Source organism: Pseudomonas sp. RIT778 (assembly GCF_019718735.1).
Classification (GTDB): Bacteria; Pseudomonadota; Gammaproteobacteria; order Pseudomonadales; family Pseudomonadaceae; genus Aquipseudomonas; species Aquipseudomonas aphyarum.
Window position 1 is genome coordinate 25,662 of sequence record NZ_JAIHBA010000042.1, and the last position, 26,393, is coordinate 52,054.

Consider the following 26,393-nt stretch of genomic DNA (forward strand, 5'->3'; position numbering starts at 1 on the left):
CAGCCTGATGTCTCAGGGATCTGCAAGGTATGCGCTTTATCATCGGGTGGTCAGCCCTGGTGGCTGTGTTGTTGCTGTGTGCTTGTGAACGACAGGACGCAGTGCCGCTCGATCAGCAGCTATATGTCTGGCAACGGCAATGGACGCCAGCCCATGTACAGGCCCTGAACGACAGTCGCAACGACTTTTCGACGTTGCGGGTCTTGGCGTTGCAGGCTTTCCCGAATGCCGGATGGAGTCGGGCACGCGTCGATTCTGCGTTGTTGAAACGCGATGCCCGGCCGCTGATCGCGGTAATTCGCCTCGACGGCCAGCTCAAGGCGCTCGACCCGCAAGCGGTCACGGCGCAAATCCTTCAAGTGCTCGATGACTGGCAAGGGCAGGGACTCACCCTGGCCGGGGTCGAGATCGACCATGACGCCGGCAGTGCCCGACTGTCGGGCTATACCGAATTCCTCGCTCATTTGCGCGGCGCATTGCCGGCCAATCTGCCCCTGAGCATCACCGCGCTGCCTGCCTGGCTCGACAGCCCGCAATTGCCGGCGCTGCTGGCGACCGTCGATAGCAGTGTATTGCAGGTGCACGCCGTCAGTGATCCGCGTCGCGGTCTGTTCGATCCCGAGCAGGCGCAGCGCTGGGCCAAGGCCTGGGGGCGGGTGACCGATAAACCGTTTTATCTGGCGCTGCCGGCCTATGGCGTGGCGTTGTTGGCGGATGCCGATGGCGCTCCGGTGGTGGAAAGCGAAGTGCCACTCGAACGGGGTGGCCAGCGACGCGAATTGCTCGCCGATCCACAACAACTGGGCCGGTTGGCCAATGAGTTACGCGAGGATCGCCCGGCGCACCTGGCCGGTCTGATCTGGTTTCGGCTGCCGTTGGCCAACGACCGCAGAGCCTGGAGCCTGAGCACACTGCGTGCGGTCGCCCGAGGCGATGTATTGAGCAGCCAGCTTGGCCTGACGTTTACCGAACAGAACGGCCTGCAAGACATCGCCCTGCGTAACGTCGGCAACCTCGACAGCGCCTGGCCTGCCCGCATCACCCTCAAAGCCCGGGGCTGCGAAGGCGCCGATGCGCTCGCCGGTTATGCGTTGCAACAGACGGCGGATCTGCTTACCTTCACCCGCCTGCGCGACGGCCGATTGCCGGCAGGCGGGCAGCGTGCGATTGGTTGGGCACGCTGCGCAAATATTGATCAAGGAGGTTCGCATGTTGACCCGTAACTGGCCCCGCCATCTGCTTTGCCTGAGCCTCAGCCTGCCGCTGGGCTCGGCGCTGGCCTGCGGCCCGGATTTCCCGATGCGTCTGCTCGACGATCGCGGGCAATCGCTGGCGGAAATGCCGGAGGGCAACTTCAGGTTCGAGATCAGTCGCCTCGGCAAAACCATTGCCGGGCTGAAGAACGTCACCGCCGCCACCCACAATCCGGATGACATCTACGCCGAGGCGCCAGAACCCGCCGAGGTGCGTGACAAGGCCGAGCAGATCGGCCTGACGCCTGAACAGCAAGCGCTGGTCAAACAACTGCGCAGCCTGACCGACGCGCATCAGGTCGACGCGCAGGGCGCGAGCCTGCCGGCGGAACTGCGTCTGTATGTGGCGGGTGCCGTAGCGTTCGGTGCCGGTGACCATCAACTGGCTGTCGAGTATTTCCGTCAGTTGCTGGCGCTGCCGGCCGATCAACGTGCGTTGCGCAGCACCTGGGCCGCTTATTCGCTGGGCCGGGCTTTCTTTGCCATGAGCAGCGAAGCGGGCGATGCACTCGAAGCCTTGGAAAACGCCATCGAAGCCTTCCACCAGACGCGGCAACTGAGCATCGACGGTTTCAGCGATCCGTTGGAACTGGGCGTGGCCAGCCTTGGCGAAGAAGCGCGCGCGCTGCGCACGGCGGGTAGTTGGGACAAGGCCATCGAACTCTACGCCACGCAAAACCTGCATGGCTCGAACGTCGGCTACACCTCGCTGAAGCTGTTGATGAACGATCTGGCCGAAGAGCCCGAGGATCGACTGGAGAAGTTGCTGCGTGGCAAAGCCGTGCAGCAACTGGTGACCGCCTCGTTGATCAGCCGGATCGGCTGGTCGTTCGGCGATGAGCCGCCGAACGAGAAGAAGCTGGTCAAGGCGCTGCAAGCGAGTACGCGCGGCAGCCTCGATAACGCTGATCGTCTGGCGGCGATGAATTACCAACAGGGCGATTACGCCAGCGCCAAGGCGTTCCTCGAACACGCTGGCGACAGCGGTCTGGCGTGGTGGCTGCGGGCGAAACTGGCGGTGCGCGATGGCGACAGGAACGCGGCGGCTGCGGCTTATGCGAAAGCCGCGCAAGCGTTCCCGCAGGACGAGTCCTGGGGCGAGCGGCGCACCGCCGACTGGAATCTCGAAAGCGTGCAGCCCAAATGCCGGGTCGAGGGTGAAAGCGCGATTCTGGCGCTGCAACGTGGCGAGTATCTGCAGGCTTTCGATCAGTTGTATCGCAGCCAAAGCATTTACTGGTTCGACGCTGCGACCGTGGCCGAGCGAGTGCTGACGGTCGAGGAACTGAAAAACTATGTTGATAACAACGTCCCGGCACCGCCCGCGCTGAGCCAGCAGGATCGCGACAATTACGTGCCGCTGCCGGTGGCCGCCAGTCTGCGTAATCTGCTGGGGCGGCGTTTGTTGCGTGAGGGGCACTACGAAGAAGCGGTTGGCTATTTCGACAGCGCGGATCTGCAGAACAAGGCGCGGCTCTATGGTGAGCAACGCCTCAAAGCCGATTCGGCATGGTGGCCGACCAAACGTGCCAGCGCACTGTTCAATGCTGCGTGGACTGCCCGTGAGTGGGGCATGGACATCCTGGGCTACGAAATGGCCCCGGATTACGCGACCTTCGGCGGCAACTACAGCCTGGAAACCACCGAACTGAAAGTTGGGCCTTTGGTGAGCGAGGCTGAAGTGCAGCGCCAGAAGGCCAGTGAAGCGCAGCCGGATGAGCGCTATCACTATCGGTTTGTTGCCACGGCGCTGGCCAGTCGTGCGGCGGATAATCTGCCGCACACCAGTCAGGCGTTCGCTGCGGTGTTGTGCTCGGCAGCCGGTTTCAATAGCAGCCTGCAAGAGCAAAGCGCGCTGTACCAGCGATATGTGAAAGAAGGTCCGTACATGGGCTGGGGCGGCTATTTCGGCCAGCAATGCCCTTATCCGGATTTCGCCAACGCAGACAAACGCTACGTCACCCAGGTTGTCGATGCTGTACGCGGAGTGTTGCGGCCCTACAAGCGTGCAGTGCAGATCGGCACCATTGTCGGGTTGACCGTCATTGCGCTCGTAATCATTACCCGCCGCCAGCGCAAGGCCCGCAAAACCTAAGCCTGCTGGACGAACGTCAGGCGCACGGCAAAGCCGATCAACAGGCTGCCGAACAACCACTGCTGCACTCGCTGGGCCGTCGGGCTGTGTTTCAGCCAGCGGCCCAGCGCGGCGCCGGTCAGGGCGTAGGCGCTGTCGAACAGCAGGCCTGCGCCCACTAGCATCGCGCCGAGCACGGCGAATTGGGTCAGCACCGGTGCGCCATTTGCCACGATGAACTGCGGCAGCAGCACCGAACAGAACAGCAGTGCTTTCGGGTTGAGCAGGTTGGTCAGCAGGCCACGACGGATGGCTGCGTACCACTGTGCATGACTGTCCGTTACGGTGCCGGCGTCCAGATCCGGCAGCAGCGTGGTGCGCAGGCATTGAATGCCGATCCACAGCAAGTACGCCGCGCCGGCAATCCGCACGGCATCGAACGTCCACGGCGCCGCCTTGAACAGCGCCGCCAGCCCCAATGCTGCGAGCGCGACGTGGCAAGCTCGGGCAATCGCAAGACCCACCGCCGTGGCCAGCGCCGCGCCGCGACCCTGGCGGGCGCCAGTTTGCAACAGCAGGATCATGTCCGGACCGGGCAGCAGATAGACCACCGCCAAAGCCAGGAAAAACAGCCAGAGACTCGCCATGTCGCACCCCTTTCGTTGTCGATTCGGTCGCCTCAGTCTAGGGCTGAAGGGCAGGGCAGGTGGTTGCGTAGTCAGCTTCTAAAGGGCGCTGAATTGGCATAATCTGCGCTCTTTCACCGCGTAAACCATCAGGATCTGCCAACCATGAAACTGGATGCCTTCGACCGCAAGATTCTCGCCGCGCTGCAACGGGACGGGCGCCTGAGCAATGTGCAGCTGGCTGACGAAATCGGTCTGTCGGCGTCGCCGTGTCTGCGCCGGGTGCGGATGCTCGAAGAGGCCGGGGTGATTCGCGGATACCAGGCCAATCTGGATCGCGATGAAGTAGGGTTGGGGCTGACGGTGTTTGTCGGGGTCAAGGTCGAGCGCCACAACGACGAACAGGCCGAGGCATTCCACCGGGCGGTGACGGCATTGCCGGAGGTGATTTCAGCGTTTCTGGTGTCAGGGGAATCGGACTTTCTGCTGCAGGTGGTGGTGCCGGATCTGCGCGCCTACGACCGCTTTCTCACCGGTTGCCTGTTGAAGCTGCCGGGAGTAAGCGATATCCGCAGCAATTTTGCGATCCACACGGTGAAAACGCCCGGCGCGTTGCCGCTGGGGCATCTGCCGTCCTGATACTTCCCGCATTGCGCGGGAAGTATTCGCACAGTGCTTACATCTGCGTCGCCATCCCCTCGACATTCATCGCCGCCTGACGCAACGCTTCGGAGCGGGTTGGATGCGGGTGGCAGGTCAGCGCGATGTCTTCGGCAGAGGCGCTGAACTCCATGGCCACGCAAAACTCGCCGATCATTTCACTGACGCTCGGGCCGACCAGGTGCACGCCGAGGACTTCGTCGGTGCGCTCATCGGCGATGACTTTGGCAAAGCCTTCGGTCTCGTGATTGATCTTCGCCCGGCTGTTGGCGGTGAACGGGAATTTGCCGACCTTGTATGCCCGGCCTTCAGCTTTTAGCTGCTCTTCAGTCTTGCCGACGCTGGCCAGCTCCGGGCGGGTGTAGATCACGTTGGGAATCAGGTCGTAATTGACCTCGCCGGCCTTGCCGACAATCTGTTCGATGCAGGCCATGGCTTCGTCTTCGGCCTTGTGTGCGAGCATCGGCCCGGATGTTACGTCACCGATCACCCACACGCCGGGTGCTTCGGTGCGATGCTGTTTGTTGGCGAGCATGCCGCGTTTGTCGGTGCTCAGGCCGACGTTTTCCAGGCCCAGGCCCTGGGTGTACGGACGACGTCCGATGGCCACCAGCACGTAATCGGCTTCAAGGATTTCCGCGCTGCCGCCAGCGGCAGGTTCGACGCTGAGCTGTACGCCAGTATCGGAGGAGGTGGCGCTGGTCACTTTCGAGCTCAGCTTGAAGCTGATGCCTTGTTTGCTCAGTGAGCGCTGCAAAGTCTTGCCGGCTTCGCCGTCGACACCGGGGCAGATGCGGTCGAGGTACTCCACCACGGTTACTTGCGCGCCGAGCCGGCGCCAGACCGAACCGAGCTCGAGGCCAATTACGCCTGCGCCGATCACCACCAGATGCTTGGGCACTTCGCTCAAGGACAGCGCACCGGTCGAGTCGAGGATGCGCTTATTGTCGATCTCCACGCCGGGCAGGGGAGTGGGCTCGGAGCCGGTGGCGATGACGATGTCCTTCGCGGTTAGCTCGATCCTGCTGCCCTGATCGCCGGTCACGCTGACTTTTCCGGGGCCGTCGATGTGGCCCCAGCCCTTGATCCAGTCGACCTTGTTTTTGCGAAACAGGAATTCGATGCCTTTGGTCAGCCCGCTCACGCTTTCGTCTTTTTGCTTCATCATTTGCGCAAGGTTGAGCGTGGGTTTGACCTCGATGCCGAGGTTGGCGAACTCCGCGCCCAGCGCCGCTTCGTAAAGCTCGGACGCATGCAAAAGCGCCTTGGACGGCATGCAGCCGACGTTCAGGCAGGTGCCACCCAGCGTGGCGCGGCCCTCGACGCACGCGGCCTTGAGGCCCAGCTGGCCGGCGCGGATCGCTGCGTTATAACCGCCGGGGCCACCGCCCAGAATCACCACGTCATAGTTGCTCATGCTCTTACTCCTGGCTGAAGGATGCGGATCGGTAAAAGTAGTTCGCACTGAAAATTACGAACGTAATATGTGCGTTTCCGGACATTTCGGTCAAGGCTTCAGGCAAGCGACAGGTTGCACATCTTTGAATGGCGCAAATGAGTACAAATATTTCACGACTTTCGTTATATCGTAACGATATGTGCAGTGAGCCGAGGGTTTTGGGGGGATATGCAAGTCGATCTGGATGAAGGCACGCCGGTGAACGGATTGCCGCGCTTTCAGCAAGCGGCGACGCAGGGCCGGCGTTTGCGTCGCCTGGCGATCGGTCTGGGCGCGTTGGCCGGGGCAGGGTGGGTACTGGCGTTTTTTGTCGGGCTGTTTGCGCCGCAATCGCTGTGGCCCGCGTTGCTGGTCAATCAGAGCGCGGCGTTGCTGGTGCTGGTGGCCGGACTGCAATCGGCGTGGTGGGTGACGCAATGGCGGGCGCGGGTGATCAATCCCGTCGTGCCGGTTACGGCTGCTGAGGAACCTGCGCCAGAGGGCTGGTACGAACGGCTGCTGGATCGGATGAGCCAGCGCAGTCTGCACCTGCTTGGGCAGATCGGCGTGCCTACATTGTGGCTGGGCGGGTGGTCGGTGCTGGTGCTGTTAAGCATCGAGCAAATGTGGAATCTGACGCTGCCGGCGGCGGGTTTAGGGTTGTCCGCTACGGTCGGCGCGGCCATCGCGTTGCTGCTGGCGTTCGCTCTGCTGGTACTGGAGCGGCAACTGGCGCAGGAAAACCCGGCACAATGGCCCGAGGCCGGAGCGCTGGCGCAACTGACGCGGGTGGCAATCATCAGTCTGGTGCTGGGTGCGTTGTGCCTGTTGTTCGCCAGTGACAGTGCAATCTGGCCGGTGCGGCTGGCAGTGTTGATCGGCATTCTGCCGGGGCTGGTTGCCCTGGAATTGCTGTTGCGTGCATTGCTGTCGCTGTTCAGCCCGCGCCGCGAACAACTCGAACCGGCGTTGCTGGCGCGTAGTTTCGTTGCCGATCTGCTGCGCTGGCCGCCACAACCTCTGCTCGCGTTGCAGCACGAATTGCACAACCGCTTCGGCATCGATCTGCGCCAGATCTGGGCCTTCAGTTACATGCGCCGCGCGTTCTTGCCGGTGTTGGTGCTGGTGGCAACGGTAGGCTGGTTGCTCACCGGCCTTCACGAAATACCGATGCAAAGCCGTGGCATTTACGAGCGCTTCGGCAAACCGGTGCAGGTGTTCGGGCCGGGTTTACACGCCGGTTTGCCTTGGCCGCTGGGGCGTGTACTGAACGTTGAAAATGGTGTGGTGCATGAACTGGCAACCAGCGTCGGTGAAAATCCGGCACCCGTGCAATTGGATCCGGCAGAAGGCCCGGCGCCATTCACCGCCAACCGTTTGTGGGATGCCAGCCACGTCAATGACAAGTCCCAGGTTATCGCCAGTAGCCGTGGCGATCAGCAGAGCTTTCAGATCGTCAACATGGACGTGCGCTTCGTCTACCGCATCGGCCTGAGCGATCAAGCCGCGCTGGCCGCCACCTACAACAGCGCCGATGTGCCCACGCTGATCCGCAGCACCGCCAGCCGGATTCTGGTGCATGACTTTGCCTCGCGCACCCTCGACGGATTGCTCGGCGAGGACAGGACCGGGCTCGCCGAAGAAATCGGCCGCGCCGTGCAAAGCGATCTGCAGAAACTCGACAGCGGCGTGGAAATTCTCGCTACGGTGGTCGAAGCGATTCACCCGCCGGCAGGGGCGGCCAATGCCTATCACAGCGTGCAAGCGGCGCAGATCGGTGCTCAGGCGTTGATCTCCCGCGAGCGCGGCGCCGCTGCCGAAGCGAGTAACCAGGCGCAGTTGCAGGCCAGCCTCGCTCGGGATCAGGCCAGTGCCAATGCCCACGAAATCAACGCCACGGCCCGGGCGGCGGACCTGAAATTCAGCGCCGAACAAAAGGCTTACGCCAGCGCCGGCCAGGCCTTCGTGCTGGAGCAATACCTCAGCCAACTCAGCCAGGGTTTGAGCAAAGCCAAACTGCTGGTACTCGACCATCGCCTGGGCGGCAGCAGTAACGCACCGACCATCGACCTGCGTACGTTTACGCTGCCGGCAGATCCGGCGCGCACCACCGCTCAGCCAGGAGCTACCCATTGAGCCAGTCGCACACTCACGATCACCATGACCACAGCGGCCACGATCATGCTCATGGCGGCGGTCATCACCATCACGGGCATCATCACCATCACCACGGTGCGCCGGAAGAGGCGGGGCCTTTTACGTGGAAACGCATGGGCTGGGCAGCGTTACTGGTGGCGTTCGCCATCGCGGCGGCGAGCCTGGTGCAAGTGCGCTCCGGTGAGGCCACGGTCATCACCCGTTTCGGCAATCCGTCCCGCGTATTGCTGGAACCTGGCCTGAGCTGGCGCTGGCCGGCGCCGTTCGAAGCGGCGATTCCGGTGGACCTGCGTTTGCGCACGACCTCCAGCGGCTTGCAGGATGTCGGCACTCGCGACGGTTTGCGCATCATCGTTCAGGCGTACGTGGCCTGGCAGGTGCAGGGCGATCCCGACAACGTGCAGCGCTTCATGCGCGCCGTACAGAACCAGCCGGACGAAGCGGCGCGGCAGATTCGGACGTTTGTCGGCTCGGCACTGGAAACCACGGCCAGCAGTTTCGATCTGGCCAATCTGGTGAACACCGATGCCAGCCAGGTTCGCATCGCCGATTTCGAAGCGCAGTTGCGCCAGCAAATCGATCAGCAGCTGCTCGCCACCTACGGCGTGCGCGTGGTGCAGGTGGGCATCGAACGGCTGACCTTGCCATCGGTGACCCTCACTGCAACGGTCGACCGGATGCGCGCCGAGCGTGAAACCATCGCCACCGAACGCACCGCCATCGGCAAGCGTGAAGCGGCACAAATCCGCTCCGCCGCCGAACGCGATGCGCGCATCGTGCAAGCCGATGCCACGGTGAAAGCCGCCGATATAGAAGCCCAATCGCGGGTGGAAGCGGCGCAGATTTACGGGCGCGCTTACGCAGGCTCACCGCAGCTGTACAACTTGCTACGCTCGCTGGACACCCTCGGCACCATCGTTTCGCCGGATACCAAACTGATCCTGCGCACCGACGCCGCGCCATTCCGGGTGTTGGTCGACGGACCGCCGAATCTCGACAGCAAAAGCGGATCGCAGCCATGAATGAAGTTCCACGTGGAACACATTCGCTGAACAGTCCGTGGATTCAGGCGGGACGTCTGGCGTTTTTCGCGCTGTATGCGGTAACCGTGCTTGCGGCATTAGCCTGGGCGTTTTCCAATGTTCGGCAGATCGATCCGCAGAACCGGGCGGTGGTTTTGCACTTTGGAGCACTGGATCGCATTCAGAATGCCGGGTTGTTATTGGCCTGGCCGCAGCCGTTCGAACAGGTGGTTTTGTTGCCGGCGGCGGATCGGGTGATTGAACGCCGGGTGGAAAATCTGCTGCGCAGTGATCAGGCCATGCAAGCGGATCGTGTCGCCACCTTCGCCACGCCGCTGAGTGACGCGTTGGCCGGCTCCGGTTATCTGCTCACCGGTGATGCCGGAGTGGTGCAACTGGATGTGCGGGTGTTCTACAAGGTCACCGATCCTTATGACTTTGTACTGCAAGGCGAGCATGTGTTGCCTGCGCTGGATCGAGTGGTGACGCGAAGCGCCGTCGCACTGACGGCGGCGCGAGATCTGGACACGATTCTGGTGGCTCGGCCGGAACTGATCGGCGCTGACAATCAGGCAGCCGAACGTCGCGAACGGCTGCGCGGTGATCTGGTGCAAGGCATCAACCGCCGTCTCGCCGAGTTGAAGGCGAGCGGGCAGGGCATCGGCATCGAAGTGGCGCGGGTCGATGTGCAATCGAGTCTGCCGGAGCCGGCAGTGAGCGCGTTTAACGCTGTCCTCACCGCCAGCCAGCAAGCTGACAAGGCGGTCGCCAATGCCCGCACCGAGGCCGAGAAACTCACCCAGTCCGCCAACGAACAGGCCGACCGCACGCTGCAAGTCGCCCACGCCCAGGCCGGTGAGCGCCTGGCCAAAGCCTCCGCCGACACGGCGACGGTGCTTAGCCTGGCCAAGGCGCAACAGCAGGGCACCGACCCGCAAATGCTGTTGCGTTTGTACCGTGAGCGGATGCCGAAGATTCTCGGTCAGGCCGGTTCTGTCACCACGGTCGATCCGAAAGACGATTCACGCCTGATCATTCAGGGAGCCAGCAAATGACTGCCACCACCTCATCTCCGAGCCTGTTGTCCTCGGCCGAACAACGCCGCGCCGCGCGCCAGTTGACCCTGGCGATGCTCGCCCTCGGCTTGCTTGGTCTGGGGCTGATCTGGCGCTGGTTGATGCCGGAGCAAACCGGCGTCAGTCAGTTGTTGCTCGGATTCGCTTCTTTATTAGTCGCGGTGCCGGTAATGCGTTCGGCGTGGTTCAGCCTGCGTTATCCGAGCCTGCACGGCATCACCGATCAGTTGATCGCCTTGGCGATGATCGGGGCGTGGGCCACGGGCGATCTGCTCACCGCCGCGCTGCTGCCGATCATCATGATCTTCGGCCATGTGCTGGAGGAGCGCAGCGTGATCGGTTCCCAGGAAGCGATTCATGCCCTCGGCCAACTGACGCGCAGTCATGCGCGCAAGGTGCAGGCAGACGGCTCGATCATCGAAGTCGACAACGGCACGCTCAAGGCCGGCGACAAAGTCGAAGTGCGCGCCGGCGACCGGGTGCCGGCGGACGGTCGGGTTTTATCCGGCCAGGCCAGCCTCGATACGGCGTCGATCACCGGTGAGTCGGTGCCGGTCGAGGCGGGCGTCGGCATGGCGGTGTTCGGCGGCGCGATCAACCTCGACGGGTTGCTGCGAATTGAAGTGACCCGTACCGGGGATGAATCGACCCTCGGCAAAGTCATCGCGCTGATGCAGAACGCCGAACGCTCCAAACCGCCGATCACTCGTTTGCTCGAACGTTATGCCGGCAGTTACATGGTGCTGGTGTTGTTGCTCGCGGCCGTCACCTGGTTCATCACCAACGATGCGCAGGCGATGCTCGCGGTGCTGGTGGCGGCATGCCCTTGCGCATTGGTGCTGTCGGCGCCGGCCACGGCGATTGCCGGGGTAGCGGTGGCGGCGCGGCACGGGATTCTGATCCGCAGTTCGGCGTTCCTTGAGGAATTGGCCGATCTCACTTCGCTGGTGGTCGACAAGACCGGCACCCTGACTTACGGCACGCTGCGCTTGCAGTCGATCAACAGCCCGCGAGCGGATCACGGGTCGGTGATGGCGCTGGCTGCAAGCCTGGGTGCGGCGAGCAGCCATCCGGTGAGCCGCGCGCTGGCCGGACTGGTCAGCGCGGAGGAGGTGCTGGTGCTGACCGATATTCACGAGCGACAGGGGTTGGGCGTAGTGGCCAAGACCGCGCAAGGCGAGGCCGCGCTCGGGCGTCCGGAGCTGTTTGCGCAGTTGGGCATCTCGACCACGGCGATCCCCGAACACGACGGCCCGATTGCCGGGCTGGCGTTGAACGGCGAATTCCTCGCCTGGCTGTTGCTGGCCGACACCGTCAAACCGGAAGCGCGATTTGCACTGAGTGAACTGCGTGACCTCGGGCTGGGGCGGCAACTGCTGTTGACCGGCGACCGGCAAAGCGTCGCGCAGACACTGGCCAAGGATGTCGGCCTGCACGAAGTCGAGGCCCAGGCGTTGCCCGAAGACAAGCTCAATCGAGTGCTCAAGGAAATCGACAACGGCTTCCGGCCGATGGTGGTCGGCGACGGGATCAACGATTCGCTGGCGCTCAAGGCGGGCGTCGTCGGGGTGGCGATGGGAGCGGGCGGCGCGGATATCGCGCTGGCGTCCGCCGATATCGTGCTGATCGGCAGTGACCTGCGTCGACTCGGCACCTGCGTGCGCCTCAGCCGTCAGTGCCGACGGACCTTGCAAGTGAACGTGATCATCGGTCTGGGCTGGACGCTGGCCATCGTAGTGTTCGCGGCCTTCGGCTGGCTCGGTGCAGCGGGCGCGATGATCGCTGCATTGCTGCACAACCTGAGCACGTTGCTGGTGCTGGGCAATGCCGGTCGCCTGCTGCGTTTTCAGGAACCGCTGCTGAAGCTGAAAGCGTCGGACTGATCATTTTTCGAACTGTGCGCCGCTCTCGCAGTCATTTGAGAAGGCGCACTGAAGCAAGGATGACAGCGCCATTACAGCCTCTGCGGCTGATAGTCGGCGACTATCAAATCGATAGCCTGCTAATTTTCAAGGATGGTCTACCCTCAGATCAGACGTCTGAAACCAGGGGGATATTCCATGCTCGCGCAACTTCCACCGGCCTTACAGAATCTGCAGCTTCCGCTTCGCCTGCGACTCTGGGACGGCCATGAATTCAATCTGGGCCCGACGCCCAGCGTCACCATCGTGGTCAAGGACCCGCAGATGGTCACCCAGTTCACCCATCCAAGTCTGGACGCATTGGGTGCGGCCTTCGTCGAGGGCAAGCTCGAACTGGAGGGCTCGATCAGCGAAGTCATCCGGGTGTGCGATGAGTTGAGCACGGCGCTGCTCAATGAAGACGAAGAAAGTCAGCCGGTGCGCAGCGTGCACGACAAGGAAACCGACGCCAAAGCCATCTCCTACCATTACGACCTGTCCAACGCGTTCTACCAGCTGTGGCTCGACAGCGACATGGCATATTCCTGCGCGTATTTCGAAACCGGCAGTGAATCCCTGGAGCAAGCCCAGCAAGCCAAGTTCCGGCACCTGTGTCGCAAGCTGCGTCTGCAGCCAGGCGATTATCTGTTGGACGTCGGTTGCGGTTGGGGCGGATTGGCGCGTTATGCCGCCCGCGAGTTCGGCGCCAAGGTCTTCGGTATCACCCTGAGCAAAGAGCAACTGGCCCTGGCCCGCGAGCGAGTCAAAGCCGAGGGGCTGGAAGATCAGATCGAACTGCAACTGCTCGACTACCGCGATCTGCCACAGGACGGGCGTTTCGACAAAGTGGTCAGCGTCGGCATGTTCGAACACGTTGGTCATGCCAATCTCGCCGAATACTGCAAAACCCTGTTCGGCGCGGTGAAAGAGGGCGGTCTGGTGATGAATCACGGCATCACCGCCAAGCACACCGATGGCCGTCCCGTGGGACGCGGTGCCGGGGATTTCATCGAGAAGTACGTGTTCCCCAACGGCGAGTTGCCGCATTTGGCGATGATCTCGGCCGAGATCAGCGAAGCGGGTCTGGAGATCGTCGACGTCGAGAGTCTGCGCCTGCATTACGCGCGCACCCTGGACCACTGGAGCGAACGGCTGGAGGACAACCTCGAAGCCGCTGCGAAACTGGTGCCGGATCAGGCGCTGCGCATCTGGCGTCTGTACCTGGCGGGCTGCGCTTATGCGTTCGCTCGCGGCTGGATCAATCTGCACCAGATCCTCGCCGTGAAGGCCCATGCCGACGGCAGCCATGAACTGCCGTGGACGAGGGACGACATCTACAACCCTTGAACCTAGAGAATCGGTGAAATAAGCCGGGCGATCCGCATGCCGACCTGTTGCAGGCGGTGGATCTCCCGGCTTTCTTCTTTGGCGACTTCGTAGGCCTGGTCGAAGTCATCGTTGAGCATGTGTTCCACGCTGGCGGCGAATTCTCTGTCGACGGTCAACAGCATCACTTCGAAATTCAGCCGGAACGAACGGTTGTCCAGATTGGCGCTGCCGATGGCGCTGATTTCGCTGTCGATCAACACCACTTTCTGATGCAGGAAACCCGGCTCGTAGCGGAACACCCGCACCCCGGCGCGCACCGCTTCGAACGCGTAAAGGCTGGAGGCGGCGTAGACAATGCGGTGGTCGGGACGCGAAGGCAGCAACAGGCGCACGTCGACTCCGCGCAACACCGCGAGACGTAATGCCGCGAACACGGCTTCATCGGGAATGAAGTAGGGGCTGGTGATCCACACACGCTCGGTGGCGGCGTGGATGGCTTCGACGAAGAACAGCGAGCAGGTTTCGTAGGCATCCGCCGGGCCGCTGGCGAGCAATTGGCAAAGCACGCCATCCTCCGGGTACGCGTCCGGCAGGATCAGCGGCGGCAACGATCGTGCGGCCCAGAACCAGTCTTCGGCAAATGACTCCTGCATGCACGCCACCACCGGGCCGCGCACCTGGACGTGGGTGTCGCGCCACGGTGCCAGCGGTGGTTTTTCACCCATGTATTCGTCGCCTACGTTGTGCCCGCCGACAAATCCGATCAGCCCGTCGACCACCACGATCTTGCGGTGGTTGCGGAAATTCACCTGGAAACGATTGAGCCAGCCGCTGCGGGTGGCGAACGCCTTGACCTCGACGCCGCCGTCGCGCAGCGCCTGCACATAACTGTGGGGCAGGGCGTGGCTGCCGATGCGGTCGTAAAGCAAATGAATCACCACGCCTTCGGCCGCTTTCTTCAGCAGCAAGTCACGCAGGCGCTGACCGAGACGATCGTCGTGAATGATGAAAAACTGGATCAGCACCGCTTCCCGCGCTTGGTCGATTGCGTGGAAAATCGCCTCGAAGGTAGCGGCACCGTTGATCAGCAATCGCACTTCATTATTGGCCAGGCATGGCATGCGTCCCAGCTTCGGCATTGCGCGCAACGAGTCGTAAGCATTCGAGGCGCGGGCGGTCAGGGCTTCCTCCACCCACGGCCGCCAGTTGAGTTCGGAAATCGCCTGGCGCATCTGTTCGTTGGCCTGGCGGCGGGCCTTGATGTAGCCATCGAAGGTGCTGCGACCGAACACCAGATAAGGGATGAGGGTGAGGTAGGGAATGAAGATCAGCGACAGCGCCCAGGCGATCGAGCCTTGGGCGGTGCGTACGGTCAATACGGCATGGATCGCGGCGATCGAGCCGAGGGTGTGTATCAGGGCGATCAGATAACCGAAAATGTGCGGTCCGAAATAATCCATGGGGCAACCTTGCTCCTGAAGATTCAATGCTTAACAGACCATGTTCCATGGCGATTGTCGCTATTTGTTTTCAAGCCGCCAGCGCCCGCCATGAACCGAAACAGGCGGCCGGCGTCTAACGGCCACTACTGATCAGGAGTTTTTCAATGAACGTTCGTCTGCTGGGTTTGGCGCTGGGCCTGGGTTTGGCCTTGCCGGTGGTTGCTCAGGCGCAAATGCTGCAGCCGGGGTTGTGGGAAATGACGTCGAGCAATGTGAAGGTCGATGATCAAGTGATGGATGTGCAATCGATCCTCGGCCAGATTCAGGGCCAGATCACCCCTCAGCAACGGGCTGAACTGGAGAAGCAGGGGATCAACATCGGTGGCAAGGGCATCCGCGCCTGCCTGACGCCGCAACAGGTGGCGACCAACGATATTCCACTGGCGGATCCGCAGTCGGGCTGTAAACAGCAGATCACCGAGCGTGTCGGCAACCAGTGGAAATTCCGCTTCAGTTGCCCGAAAGCCCAAGGCACCGGCGTCGCGACGTTCCTCAGTGACCGCGAGTTCACCACCGTCGCCAACGGTACTTTCAATGCCATCGGGATCAACCAGAAGGGCAGTCTGGAAACCCGGGCAGTCTGGCTGGGTCAGGATTGCGGCACGGTCAAACCGAGAGCGTAACGTCATTATCGAAACCGCCTCCACATCGAGTGGAGGCGGTTTTTTTTCAGCGCATGAACCGCAGCGGCAATCCCTGGCAATTGTCATGGATCCGTTGGTCATGCCACGCGATCTGGCCCGACACCATCGTCGTGCTGACCCGATGCCGAAAGCTGCGCTGAGCGAACGGCGTCCAGCCGCATTGCGATAGAACGGGTTGGCGTGACACCGCGACACCCTTGGGCTCCGGTTGAATCAACACCAGATCCGCCCAATACCCCTCACGCAAATAACCGCGGTCCGGAATGGCAAACAGATCCGCCACCCGGTGGCTGGTTTTCGCCACCAGCGTGGTGATCGGCATCACGCCATCCGCCACCAGTTCCAACAACGCCGGCAGTGCGTGCTGCACCAGTGGCAGCCCGGACGGTGCCTGTTCATACGCTTGCTGTTTTTCCGCCCAGGTGTGCGGTGCGTGATCGCTGCCGATCACGTCCAGTCGATTGCTCAGCAGTGCCTGGCGCAGGGCGTCACGATCGCTCTGCGACTTGATCGCCGGGTTGCATTTGATCAGGTTGCCGAGGTTCGGATAGTCACGGTCATCGAACAGTAAATGGTGCAGGCAGACTTCGGCGGTGATGCGTTTTTGCGACAGTGGCTTGTCTTCGAACAGGGCCAGTTCGCGGGCCGTGGTCAGGTGCAGGACGTGCAGACGAGTGCCGTGACGTCGGGCCAGATCCACCGCCAGAGACGATGAGCGAATGCAGGCGTCGGCATTGCGGATCAGCGCATGGGCATCGGGTGGCAGTTGGTTGCCGAAGCGTTCGCGCAGGTTCGCGGCATTCGCTTCGATGCTCGGCGTGTCTTCACAGTGGGCCAGCAAAATCGTCGGCACTTCAGCGAACAGGCGCTCGAGGGTGTGGGGGTCGTCCACCAGCATGTTGCCGGTGGACGCGCCCATGAACACTTTGACCCCGGCCACCTCGCTCGGATTCAGCGCTGCGACCGTGTCCAGATTGTCGCGACTGACGCCAAAGTGAAAACCGTAGTTGGCCACCGAATTGATCGCTGCCCGGCGTTTTTTGTCGGCCAGCGCATCAAGGGTCAGAGTGGCAGGGTTGGTGTTGGGCATGTCCATGAAACTGGTGATACCCCCGGCCACGGCTGCACGGGATTCGGTGTGGATGCTGCCTTTGGCCGGCGCACCCGGCTCACGGAAATGCACCTGGTCGTCAATCATTCCCGGTAGCAGCCATTGGCCGTTGGCGTCGATTTCACGGGTTGCGTTTTCACCTTCGATGCTACCGGCGATCTTGACGATGCGCCCGTTGCTGACCAACAGATCGGCGTCGAACTCACGCCCCTCGTTCACCAGCCGCGCATTGCGAATCAGCACACTGCTCATGGTTCAGAACTCGTTCTGCAGGGCTTTGTAGCCGCGCACCAGATCGACGTTGGTACGCGCCACGTCTTCGGAAAACTCCGAAGCGCTGACGCTCACCGGCGGGAATTGCGAGAGGTCGGTACCCGGGCCGATGCGGGTGGTGGAGGGCACGTAGAACGCGTCCGGCAGATCCCGACCGTCGACCACCGAGTTGTGCCGCACCACGCAACCGTTGCCGACCACGCAGTTGAACAACACGCTGTTGAAACCGATAAACACCCGGTCGCCGACCGTGCACGGGCCATGCACGATCGAGCGGTGGGCGATGGAGCTGAATTCGCCGATGGTCACCGCCGCGCCGGATTTGGAGTGGATCACCACGCCGTCCTGGATGTTCGAATTGGCGCCGATGATGATCGGCTCCATCTCGCCCGTGGCGTCCACTTCATCGGCGCGGATCACCGCATACGGGCCGACGAACACGTTTTCGCCGATCACCACTTTGCCGCAGATGATCGCGGTTTTATCGACGTAGGCAGACTCGGCAATCTGCGGCAAATCACCGGAAGGATTTTTACGGATCATGGTTGGCTCAGGGCTTGGTAAAGAGTGTTGAGGTTGTATTCGAACAGCCCGGTGAAGGTGCTGGCCGGGCCGCTGGCGGCGAGGGCGTCGGAGTACAGCGTGCCGCCGATGTGTGCGCCGCTTTCGTCGGCGATCTGTTTCAGCAGGCGCGCGTCCTTGATGTTTTCCATGAACACCGCTTTGACTTTGGCCTGGCGAATCTGGGTGATCAGCGCGGCGACTTCGGCAGCGGAAGGTTCGCGTTCGGTGGACAGACCTTGTGGCGCCATGAAGTCGATGCCGTAGGCCTGACCGAGATAACCGAAGGCATCGTGGCTGGTCACGATCTTGCGGTTACCCGGCGGCAGTGAACCGAGCTTGGCTTTCGCTTGGGCGAGGAGGGCGTAAATCTGTTTCAGGTAGGCCTGGCTGTTGCGCTCGTAGTCGGCTTTGTTTGCCGGGTCAGCAGCGATCAGCGCCTTGGTGATGTTGGCGACGTAGAGCTCGGCGTTCGCCAGGTTGTGCCAGGCGTGAGGATCGGGGACGGTTTCGCCGTCCTCATCCAGCGAGCGCGGAATCACGCCGCGGCTGGCGCTGATAACCGGGGCTCTGGTGTCGGTGCTGGCAACCAGCCGATCCAGCCAGGGTTCGAAACCCAGCCCGTTCTTGATGATCAGCTTCGCCTTGAGCAGGGCTTTGGCGTCATCCGGCGTCGGTTCGTAAGTGTGGGCATCGGCGTCAGGGCCGACCATGTTGGTGATCTGGATATGCTCGCCGCCGACCTGATGCACCATGTCGGCAAGGATGCTGAAGCTGGTGACCACCGGCAGTTTTTCCGCCGCCGATAACGACATCGACAGCATCAGGCTGAATAGCACGAGTAGAGCGCGCATCGGGAAAGACCTCATTGGGATGTGAGCAAAGGCGGGCGGCGCAACAGACCGTGAACCGGTCCGAACACCACGGACAACAGGTAACCGCCACCGGCGACCAGCACGATGGCCGGGCCGCTGGGCAGCGAGTAGTAGAACGACAGCAACAGGCCGAGCCATACCGAGGCGCAACCGATGAGCGCGGCGATGGCAATCAGGATCGGCAGGCGTCGGCTCCAGAAACGAGAGGCGGCGGCGGGCAGCATCATCAGGCCGACTACCATCAAGGCGCCGATCGCCTGGAAGCCGATCACCAGATTGAGCACCACCAGCGTCAGGAACACGCCATGGGCGACGGGGCCGAGTCGGCTGACTGTGCGCAGGAAAAACGGATCGAGCGTGTCGAGCAGCAACGGTTTGTAGATCAGCGCCATGGCCATCAGGCTGAGTGCCGATACCCACAACATGCCGTTGAGGGTCGGGCCGTCCACCGCCAAGGCAGAGCCGAACAGGAGGTGCAGCAAATCCAGTCGCTTGCCGGCGATTCCCAGAATCAGCACGCCGCTGGCCAGCGAGATGGGATAGATCGCGGCGAGGCTGGCGTCTTCGCGCAGGCCGGTGCGTCGGGTGATCCACGCGGCGAGTCCGGCCATGCTCAGGCCGGCACCGAGCCCGCCGAGAGTCAGCGCCGGCAGACTCAGCCCGGCGAACCAGAACCCCAACGCGGCACCGGGAAGGATGCCGTGGGCGACGGCGTCACCGATCAGACTCATTCGGCGCAGGATCAGAAACACGCCCAGTGGTGCCGTGCTGCACGCCAATACCAGACCGCCGAGCAGGGCCCGGCGCATGAAGACGAACTCGTGGAACGGTTGCCATAAATGGCTGAGCGTCAGCATCAGGCTACCTGCGTGTGAGGCGTTTGCTGAATGAGATCGACGCTGCTGCCGTATGCACAGCCGCTGGGTTTGATCAGCAAGGTCTGTGGAATGTGTTGGCGCACGGCGGCGAGGTCATGGCAAACCACGATCAGGGTTCGTCCTTGTTCGTGCCAGGCGTGCAGGTGTTGCCACAACAATGTCTGACCCAGTTCGTCGAGCGCGGCATGGGGTTCGTCGAGCAGCAGCAACGGTGTGTCGGCCAGACTCAATCGGGCGAGCAGGGCGCGTTGCAGTTCTCCGCCGGAGAGGGCCATCAGGGGACGATGTTCCAGTCCGCTCAGGTGCCAGTCTTCCAGTGCGGATTCGAGACGTTGGGCTCTCAGTTGCGATGACAGTCGGCGTCCCCAGAATCCGGCCGCCACTAATTCCTGAAGGCTGATCGGGAACTGTCGATCCAGATGCTGTTGCTGAGGCAGAAAGGACAAGCCGCTTTGGCGTGGAACACCCAACTCGACCTTGCCGGCCAGCGGTCGCTGTAAACCGGCGATGACTTTGAGCAGGCTGCTTTTGCCGCTGCCGTTGACGCCGATGATTGCCGTCAGGCTGCCACTTTCCAATCTCAGGTTGAGCGGTGCAGTGAGTGGTTGGCCGGGTATCCCCCAGCTCAGGTTGTGGCAGCGAATCATGGCTGCTCCCGGCGCCAATGACTCTCGGCGACGGCGTCGTGAGCATGAAGGCTTTCGGCGTGGATGACTCGTACGTGGAATTCGCTGACACCGGGTGAGCGACGCAGTGCCAGGTTCAGGCGTCGGGCAGCGTCTTCGCAGAACATCAGGTTCTGGCCATTGGCGAGGGCGAAGGCTTGTTCGTCGGCGCGTTTCACAGCGGTTTGCACGGCGGTGCCGAGGGCAGCTTCGGCGTCGTTGATGATGGACGTCAGGGGTAGTTCGTCGACGAATTCATCCAGGTGCAAATGTAACTGGGCGGTACTGCGCTGGCTGTGAGGTGTGGCCACGATGCCTTGGGTCGAGCCCAACCACGCCAACACATCGGCGTGTTGCAGCGGTTTGTTGGCAAAGTCGTCGATGAATTGTTGCTGGATCAACTGCCTCGCTAATGCTGCAGAACATGGGCAAGTCGAGGAATACGCGACGTCGATTTTCAGTTCCACGTGGAACACTTTGTTTTTTAGCTGGGCTGAAACAGTGACGGGATAGGTTTTCCATCCTGCCAAAGGACTGACCAACGCGGGCCTTCTCAGCAACAAATCAGTGTGGATATTCAGGTAAGCGGCTTCGGACAGATCTTCGTGGCTGTCGAGAAAACGCTGCAAAACTCGGCGCAAAAGAGCGGGAGAAAGATTCTGCTGCTCCAGCGCTTCCAGCCCCAGATAGAGCCGCGACATGTGAATGCCGCGTGCGTCTCCGTCATCCAGACTGACGCCTGCATCCGCTTTGGCAGCCAGTCGTTGGCCTTCGATAAACACAGGTAATGCGATGCCGCACATCCCCACCCATTCGAGAGGCAGGGCCTGGCGGGCGGCTTGAGCCGCGACATCCGGCAAAGTCAGCGCGTTCATGAGCAGTTCCATCATGGTGATTGAATTTGATGTTACATTATAACAATTCAAACCACGATGCCTTTTTCATGAACAGGCTTTCATATGTACAGACGCCACTTGCTCAACCTGATGCTGGCCAGCGCGGCCTTTGTTTTGCCTTTTTCGGTGTCCGCCACGCAGATACGCAATGCGCGGCTTTGGCGTTCGGATGACAAGCTTCGGCTGGTGTTCGATCTGAGTGGTCCCGTGAGTTACAAGACCTTCACCTTGAGTGCGCCGGAGCGATTGATTATCGATTTGAGTGGGGCCAGCCTGAGTGGGGATTTCAGCCAGTTGGCGTTATCCGGCACCCCTATTCATTCGATCCGCTCAGGGTACTTTGGCCAAGGGAACACCCGGATCGTGCTGGATCTAAGCAGACCGGTTCAGCTCAATTCATTCTTGTTGGCGCCTCAGGATGGGCAAGGGCATCGCCTGGTTTTGGACTTGATGACTGCTTCAGCAGGGCTCCCGGCGAGCGTTCCACGTGAAACACCCCAGGAAAAATCTCACCCCAAGCGCGACATCATGGTGGTGGTCGACCCTGGTCATGGCGGAAAAGATCCGGGGGCAATTGGCGCCAAAGGCGAGCGCGAAAAGGATGTGGTTTTGTCCATCGCGCAATTGCTCGCGCGTCGGCTTAAACGAGAGAAAGGCTTTGATGTGAAGCTGGTTCGTAACGACGATTTCTTCGTCCCGTTACGCAAGCGTGTGGAGATCGCGCGTCAGCACAAGGCCGACATGTTTATCTCGGTGCACGCCGATGCTGCGCCGCGTCTGACCGCCTCTGGCGCGTCGGTGTATTGCCTGTCCGAAGGCGGCGCAACATCCGCGACCGCGCGGTTCATGGCGCAGCGTGAGAACGGTGTGGATCTGCTTGGCGCCACCAGCCTGCTCAATCTCAAGGACAAAGATCCGATGCTCGCTGGCGTGATCCTCGACATGTCGATGAACGCAACCATCGCCGCCAGTTTGCAACTCGGAAGCACAGTGCTGGGCAGCCTGGCCGGCATCACCACGCTGCACCAAAAGCGCGTGGAACAGGCTGGATTTGCCGTTCTGAAATCGCCGGATGTGCCGTCAATCCTGGTGGAAACCGGGTTCATTTCCAACGCACGAGACAGTCAGCGCCTGGTGACGGCGCGTCATCAGCAGGCCGTGGCAGACGGTTTGTTTGAGGGCTTGCAGCGCTATTTCCAGAAGAATCCACCTGTCGACAGCTATATGGCATGGCAACAAGAGCAGAAAGGATCGCGGGTTTAGCAGCCAGTGATCCGGCTGCAGGTGAACTTCGCACTGCTGCCGCCTGAGCTGGAGAACCGATTGATCGTCGTCCATCCCACGCGGCGATTGTAGCCAACCCAGGCTTCCCCATCGGAAGCGATGCCGGTGAAGAATGTCAGTTGGCCGTAGCGGCTGTTGGTTTGTGCCCAGTAGCGGTTGCCTGCTTTCTCGAATCCGCGCAGGTAAATCGTGCTGCCGACCGTGTTGACGCTATAGGCGTTGCCGTTGCCATCGATGCACGCCAACAGGTTCGCGCTGCGCGTGCAATTGGCGAGCCCCGGCACCTGTGCTTCGGCCTTCAGCGTCAGCAATGCAAGGCAGATAAGCGAGTATTTCAGCGCAGTTTTCATGACGTAACTCGGCGACGAACTGATTGCAGCTTCCGGCCCTTTGTCACTTTGGGCAAGAAGAGAGTGGATTGATTTTGTTGTTATACTATAACATTAATCGGACAAGGCTTTCCGTGGCTTCCTTTTCAAGCGTCCGTTTCCCTGGTGATCCCATCGAAACCCAAGAACGCTCGCCCCGAGAGCCTCCAGCGCTGTTTAGCGACCGTCTGATGAGGTTTATCCAATGTCTTCCCGACTTCCCGTGACCGTTTTGTCCGGCTTTCTCGGCGCCGGAAAAAGTACACTTTTGAATTACGTACTACGTAACAGAGATGATCTGCGCGTCGCCGTTATCGTTAACGATATGAGCGAAATCAACATCGATGGCAGCGAAGTCCAGCGTGATGTCAGCCTGAACCGTGCAGAAGAGAAGCTCGTGGAAATGAGCAACGGCTGTATCTGCTGTACGTTACGCGAAGACCTGCTTGAAGAGGTCAGCCAGCTGGCACGTGAAGGCCGCTTCGATTACCTGCTGATCGAATCCACGGGAATCTCCGAGCCGTTACCCGTGGCCGAGACATTCACTTTCCGTGATGAGCAGGGGCAAAGCCTCGCCGACATCGCTCGGCTCGACACCATGGTCACTGTAGTCGACGGCATGAACTTCCTGCCGGACTACCAGGCCGCTGAAAACCTCGCGTCCCGTGGCGAATTCCTCGGTGAAGAAGATGAGCGCTCGATCACCGATCTGCTGATCGAGCAAATCGAGTTCGCCGACGTCCTGTTGATCAGCAAGATCGACCTGATCAGCAGCCGCGAGCGGGAAGAGCTGATGGCCATTCTCAGACGCCTCAACGCTCAGGCCGAGATCATCCCGATGGTCATGGGTGAAGTGCCGCTGGAGAAAATTCTCAATACCGGTCGTTTCGACTTCGAAAAGGCCGCCCAGGCCCCGGGCTGGCTGCAGGAACTGCGTGGGGAACATGTGCCGGAAACCGAAGAGTACGGCATCGCTTCCACGGCCTATCGGGCGCGCCGGCCTTTTCATCCACAGCGCTTCTTCGACTTCATCGATCGTCCTTGGGTTAACGGCAAATTGCTGCGCTCCAAGGGCTTCTTCTGGCTGGCCAGCAAACCCACCGACGCCGGTAGCTGGTCTCAGGCAGGTGGCCTGATGCGCCACGGTTTCGCCGGGCGCTGGTGGCGCTTCGTGCCAAAAGAACAGTGGCCACAGGATCAGGAAAGTACCGCCGCGATCATGGAAAACTGGATCGCCAGCGTAGGCGATTGTCGCCAGGAGCTGGTGTTTATCGGGCAGAACATCGATTTCGCACAGCTGTCGTCGGAACTCGATGATTGCCTGCTGACCGATGCCGAAATGGCGCTCGGTACTCAAGGCTGGTTACAGCTGCGCGATCCTTTTGGTTCCTGGCACGACGAGGTGGCCTGATGCTCGCCCTGAAACCGCTGTCAGGCAGCACGCGCCATCAGTCTTTCGGCCAGACCCCGCAGGCACTGGCGGACATTCTTGACGACGAGACCAACCTTGCGGTCTGGCAACGACAGCTTCCGCTGCACATTGCCGAATTCGCGGACTTATTGTTGTCTCTGAACGAGCCTTACGCCGAGGCGCTGTGCCTGGAATTGCCGGACGAAGACGCAGAACCGGATCTCACGGGACTGGCCAGCGGCTTTCGCGATCTGGAAGGCTACGAAGGATTTATCGCCGACCTGAAATGGCTGGTCAGTGCCTTCGCCTGCCTGCTGGGGGCGCGACGGATCGGCTTGCGCCTGCGGGTGCTGGACAAGGCCATGTGTCCGCGTTTTCACGTCGATCATGTGCCGGTGCGGTTGATCACGACATACGCAGGTGTCGGCAGTGAATGGTTAAGGGAAGGGCAGATGGATCGTCGGCAACTGGGAAAGCCGCAAGCCGAGCCGCAGGAAGCGTCACGGATTCAGCAATTGAATCGGGGCGAAGTGGCATTGCTCAAGGGCGAAAAATGGCACGGCAACGAAGGTTTCGGGCTGATCCATCGCTCGCCGCAACCGGCGCCGGGAGAGCGGCGGCTGATGCTGACCCTCGACTGGCTCGGATAGCGCCTCAGGGCTTGAGCCATTTCCCCTGGCTCTGGGCCTCGCAGTAGGGCTGCAAATACGCCGCATCGGTGGCCACGCCGTAATAGTGGATATCCTGGCGATAAGGCATATTGGCGACTTGCGCGTTGCTGCACACACCGAATGCGCCGGCGGGGCACTGGTTGACGTATTGAACCTCGACTTTCTGCCCGGCCAGGGTCGGCTGGCAGAAGCCGTCGTTGAACAGTTTTTCCGGGATGTTGCGGTTCTGCTGGCAGACCTTCACGTCGAGCCGCTCTGCCTGACTGTGCACCACGCAGGCCTGTGCCAATGCCTCGCCCGACACCAGCGTCAGCAGCAACGACCATCCCATCCACCGCATCTTCGACCTCCAGAAAACCTTGATCATGTTGCAGAACATTCCCACCCACGTCATCGCCGGCCCCTTGGGCGCGGGCAAGACCAGCCTGATCCGCCAGCTCATGGCCCAGCGACCGGCGGGCGAGCGCTGGGCGGTGCTGATCAACGAGTTCGGTCAGATCGGGCTCGACGCTGCGCTGTTGACCTGCGACGCCGATGGTATCGCACTGGGCGAAGTGGCCGGGGGCTGTTTGTGTTGCGTGAACGGTGCGCCGTTCCAGATTGGTCTGGGGCGTTTATTGCGCAAGGCGCGGCCGGATCGCCTGTTCATCGAGCCCTCGGGGCTTGGGCATCCGGCGCAGCTGCTGAAGCAACTGAAAGAGGCGCCGTGGCAAGGCGTACTCGCCGTACAACCTTGCGTGCTGGTGCTGGACGCCCAGGCCCTCGCCGCGGGCAAACCGCTGCCGGACGCGCAGCAGGAAGCTTTGTCCAGCTCAGGCCTGCTGCTGTTGAACAAGGCGGAAAACCTCGACGAGCCCACGCGTGAGCGAATCACCCGACAGTTGCCGCCTGTCCGGCTGATCTGGACGCAACAAGCGATGTTGCCGCTCAGCGAGTTGCCGGGTCTGGCGGTGCAGGCGCAAGCAGGTGCGGATAAGTTGGTTGTGCCTCAGGGGCTGGCGCAGATGCCGGCCATCTGGAGCGATCCGGCATTGCCGATCTGCCTGAGTCAGGCTCAGGAGGGTGGCTGGAGCATCGGTTGGCGCTGGCATCCGAGCCAAGTGTTCGACGTATCGGGGATAACCCAATGGCTGAAAAGCCTGAACTGGCGCCGGGCCAAACTGGTGATTCACAGCCCGGACGGCTGGCAGTCAGCCAATGCGCTGGACAATGCCGAGCTCAGCTGGCTGCCCAGTGAATGGCGCAAGGATTCCCGGATCGAGCTGATTTTCGACGAACCGCAGGCAGTCAGTGAATTACAGGCCGGACTGGCCCGGTGTCGGCTTCAGACGAGCTGACTCAAGGCTTCCACTTGGTATGTTCCTGACGCCACTGGCTCAGCTCGATCACTTCACCACGCGGCTTGGTCACTTCCACCACGGGCGGCGTGTCATCAAATGGCGCCGGGTAGGGCGCCAGCTCAATCTGCGCGCTGTGCGCACCGAACTGGGTGATGGTGCCGTTGTGCCGGGTTTCGCCGGTCACGGTGAATTCGAAATTGTAGACCCGGGCCAGACGTCGCCGACCGCTGGCGTCCTTGATCAAGCCGATCTTCTTCAGCGCCACGTTACCGTCGAGCAACTCGACGCCGACATTCACGCAATGCTGTTTGACCCGCTCCAGCGCCCGCTCGCGCAAGCCGTGGTTGTGCCAGAGCCACGCACCGGCGACGGCGAACA

The 26,393-nt window shown here is 61.5% G+C and carries 25 protein-coding genes; 13 read left to right on the forward strand and 12 right to left on the reverse strand.

The annotated features are described in order from the left end of the window. The first annotated feature begins 29 nt into the window (after nt 1-29). Both K5E37_RS25770 and K5E37_RS25775 read left to right on the forward strand, forming a co-directional pair. Nucleotides 30-1,223, forward strand: coding sequence for a DUF3142 domain-containing protein (locus K5E37_RS25770; protein WP_221535497.1), 1,194 nt, complete (start codon nt 30-32; stop codon nt 1,221-1,223). After that, on the forward strand, nt 1,210-3,348 hold the full coding sequence (locus K5E37_RS25775; protein WP_221535498.1) for a hypothetical protein: 2,139 nt from the start codon (nt 1,210-1,212) through the stop codon (nt 3,346-3,348). Before K5E37_RS25770 ends, K5E37_RS25775 begins: the two co-directional genes overlap by 14 nt. Here the strand turns inward: K5E37_RS25775 and K5E37_RS25780 are convergent. Beyond that, entirely contained in the window at nt 3,345-3,974 is a 630-nt protein-coding gene (locus K5E37_RS25780) for a LysE family translocator (protein WP_221535499.1), read from the reverse strand. The genes K5E37_RS25775 and K5E37_RS25780 overlap by 4 nt on opposite strands. Nucleotides 3,975-4,118: 144 nt before the next feature. On the opposite strand from K5E37_RS25780, the gene K5E37_RS25785 reads away from it, so the two are divergent. Beyond that, nucleotides 4,119-4,592, forward strand: a complete 474-nt coding sequence (locus tag K5E37_RS25785) for an Lrp/AsnC family transcriptional regulator (protein WP_007954205.1) — start codon at nt 4,119-4,121, stop codon at nt 4,590-4,592. 37 nt (nt 4,593-4,629) lie between these two features. Here the strand turns inward: K5E37_RS25785 and lpdA are convergent, their stop codons facing one another. Further along, complete coding sequence (gene lpdA, locus K5E37_RS25790) at nt 4,630-6,030, reverse strand: dihydrolipoyl dehydrogenase (protein ID WP_127800752.1); 1,401 nt, start codon at nt 6,028-6,030, stop codon at nt 4,630-4,632. A gap of 210 nt (nt 6,031-6,240) precedes the next feature. Here lpdA and hflK (K5E37_RS25795) point away from each other — a divergent pair, with 210 nt between their 5' ends. The 5 genes from hflK (K5E37_RS25795) to cfaB all read left to right on the forward strand — a co-directional run bounded on the left by hflK (K5E37_RS25795) (nt 6,241) and on the right by cfaB (nt 13,554). Next, nucleotides 6,241-8,187, forward strand: a complete 1,947-nt coding sequence (hflK, locus tag K5E37_RS25795) for a protease modulator HflK (RefSeq protein ID WP_221535500.1) — start codon at nt 6,241-6,243, stop codon at nt 8,185-8,187. Next, entirely contained in the window at nt 8,184-9,230 is a 1,047-nt protein-coding gene (gene hflC, locus K5E37_RS25800; protein WP_085606273.1) for a protease modulator HflC, read from the forward strand. Before hflK (K5E37_RS25795) ends, hflC begins: the two co-directional genes overlap by 4 nt. Beyond that, a complete protein-coding gene (gene hflK, locus K5E37_RS25805) occupies nt 9,227-10,285 on the forward strand; it encodes a protease modulator HflK (RefSeq protein WP_007954212.1) in 1,059 nt (352 codons plus the stop codon). Before hflC ends, hflK (K5E37_RS25805) begins: the two co-directional genes overlap by 4 nt. Next, nucleotides 10,282-12,189 carry a heavy metal translocating P-type ATPase gene (locus tag K5E37_RS25810; RefSeq protein ID WP_085606269.1) on the forward strand — a complete coding sequence of 636 codons (1,908 nt, stop codon included), beginning with the start codon at nt 10,282-10,284 and terminating at the stop codon, nt 12,187-12,189. The genes hflK (K5E37_RS25805) and K5E37_RS25810 overlap by 4 nt, the downstream gene beginning before the upstream one ends. Before the next feature lie 177 nt (nt 12,190-12,366). Continuing rightward, entirely contained in the window at nt 12,367-13,554 is a 1,188-nt protein-coding gene (gene cfaB / locus K5E37_RS25815; protein ID WP_221535501.1) for a C17 cyclopropane fatty acid synthase CfaB, read from the forward strand. 2 nt (nt 13,555-13,556) lie between these two features. Here the strand turns inward: cfaB and cls are convergent, their stop codons facing one another. Beyond that, entirely contained in the window at nt 13,557-14,996 is a 1,440-nt protein-coding gene (gene cls / locus K5E37_RS25820) for a cardiolipin synthase (protein ID WP_221535502.1), read from the reverse strand. A gap of 146 nt (nt 14,997-15,142) precedes the next feature. Between cls and K5E37_RS25825 the strand changes: the two genes are divergently transcribed. Further along, nucleotides 15,143-15,661, forward strand: coding sequence for a DUF3617 domain-containing protein (locus tag K5E37_RS25825; protein WP_007954220.1), 519 nt, complete (start codon nt 15,143-15,145; stop codon nt 15,659-15,661). 46 nt (nt 15,662-15,707) lie between these two features. Here the strand turns inward: K5E37_RS25825 and K5E37_RS25830 are convergent, their stop codons facing one another. Genes K5E37_RS25830 through folE2 form a run of 6 tightly spaced genes read right to left on the reverse strand, consistent with a single transcriptional unit; the run spans nt 15,708 to nt 20,920 of the window. Beyond that, nucleotides 15,708-17,045, reverse strand: a complete 1,338-nt coding sequence (locus K5E37_RS25830) for a dihydroorotase (protein WP_085606262.1) — start codon at nt 17,043-17,045, stop codon at nt 15,708-15,710. A 3-nt stretch (nt 17,046-17,048) separates the two neighbouring features. After that, entirely contained in the window at nt 17,049-17,609 is a 561-nt protein-coding gene (locus tag K5E37_RS25835) for a carbonate dehydratase (RefSeq protein ID WP_007954223.1), read from the reverse strand. Then, a complete protein-coding gene (locus K5E37_RS25840; protein WP_007954224.1) occupies nt 17,606-18,481 on the reverse strand; it encodes a metal ABC transporter substrate-binding protein in 876 nt (291 codons plus the stop codon). The genes K5E37_RS25835 and K5E37_RS25840 overlap by 4 nt, the downstream gene beginning before the upstream one ends. Before the next feature lie 11 nt (nt 18,482-18,492). Continuing rightward, nucleotides 18,493-19,359 carry a metal ABC transporter permease gene (locus K5E37_RS25845; protein ID WP_039765042.1) on the reverse strand — a complete coding sequence of 289 codons (867 nt, stop codon included), beginning with the start codon at nt 19,357-19,359 and terminating at the stop codon, nt 18,493-18,495. Next, nucleotides 19,359-20,027, reverse strand: coding sequence for a metal ABC transporter ATP-binding protein (locus K5E37_RS25850; RefSeq protein WP_085606256.1), 669 nt, complete (start codon nt 20,025-20,027; stop codon nt 19,359-19,361). Before K5E37_RS25850 ends, K5E37_RS25845 begins: the two co-directional genes overlap by 1 nt. Next, nucleotides 20,024-20,920 (reverse strand): GTP cyclohydrolase FolE2, encoded by an 897-nt coding sequence (gene folE2 / locus K5E37_RS25855; RefSeq protein ID WP_221535503.1) that lies wholly within the window; start codon nt 20,918-20,920, stop codon nt 20,024-20,026. Before folE2 ends, K5E37_RS25850 begins: the two co-directional genes overlap by 4 nt. Nucleotides 20,921-21,004: 84 nt before the next feature. Here folE2 and K5E37_RS25860 point away from each other — a divergent pair, with 84 nt between their 5' ends. Then, nucleotides 21,005-22,204 carry an N-acetylmuramoyl-L-alanine amidase gene (locus tag K5E37_RS25860; protein ID WP_221535504.1) on the forward strand — a complete coding sequence of 400 codons (1,200 nt, stop codon included), beginning with the start codon at nt 21,005-21,007 and terminating at the stop codon, nt 22,202-22,204. On the opposite strand, the gene K5E37_RS25865 is transcribed toward K5E37_RS25860, so the two are convergent. Continuing rightward, complete coding sequence (locus K5E37_RS25865; protein WP_085606250.1) at nt 22,201-22,575, reverse strand: glutamine synthetase; 375 nt, start codon at nt 22,573-22,575, stop codon at nt 22,201-22,203. The genes K5E37_RS25860 and K5E37_RS25865 overlap by 4 nt on opposite strands. 223 nt (nt 22,576-22,798) lie before the next feature. On the opposite strand from K5E37_RS25865, the gene zigA reads away from it, so the two are divergent. After that, nucleotides 22,799-24,004 carry a zinc metallochaperone GTPase ZigA gene (zigA, locus tag K5E37_RS25870; protein ID WP_085606248.1) on the forward strand — a complete coding sequence of 402 codons (1,206 nt, stop codon included), beginning with the start codon at nt 22,799-22,801 and terminating at the stop codon, nt 24,002-24,004. Further along, nucleotides 24,004-24,654 carry a DUF1826 domain-containing protein gene (locus K5E37_RS25875; protein ID WP_221535505.1) on the forward strand — a complete coding sequence of 217 codons (651 nt, stop codon included), beginning with the start codon at nt 24,004-24,006 and terminating at the stop codon, nt 24,652-24,654. The genes zigA and K5E37_RS25875 overlap by 1 nt, the downstream gene beginning before the upstream one ends. A 4-nt stretch (nt 24,655-24,658) precedes the next feature. On the opposite strand, the gene K5E37_RS25880 is transcribed toward K5E37_RS25875, so the two are convergent. Then, nucleotides 24,659-25,015, reverse strand: coding sequence for an NADH:ubiquinone oxidoreductase (locus K5E37_RS25880; RefSeq protein ID WP_085606244.1), 357 nt, complete (start codon nt 25,013-25,015; stop codon nt 24,659-24,661). Between the two features lie 25 nt (nt 25,016-25,040). Here K5E37_RS25880 and K5E37_RS25885 point away from each other — a divergent pair, with 25 nt between their 5' ends. After that, entirely contained in the window at nt 25,041-26,012 is a 972-nt protein-coding gene (locus K5E37_RS25885) for a GTP-binding protein (RefSeq protein WP_221535506.1), read from the forward strand. A 1-nt stretch (nt 26,013) separates the two neighbouring features. Here K5E37_RS25885 and K5E37_RS25890 read toward each other — a convergent pair. After that, on the reverse strand, nt 26,014-26,393 hold a 380-nt coding region (locus tag K5E37_RS25890), incomplete at its 5' end, for a DUF3301 domain-containing protein (protein WP_221535507.1).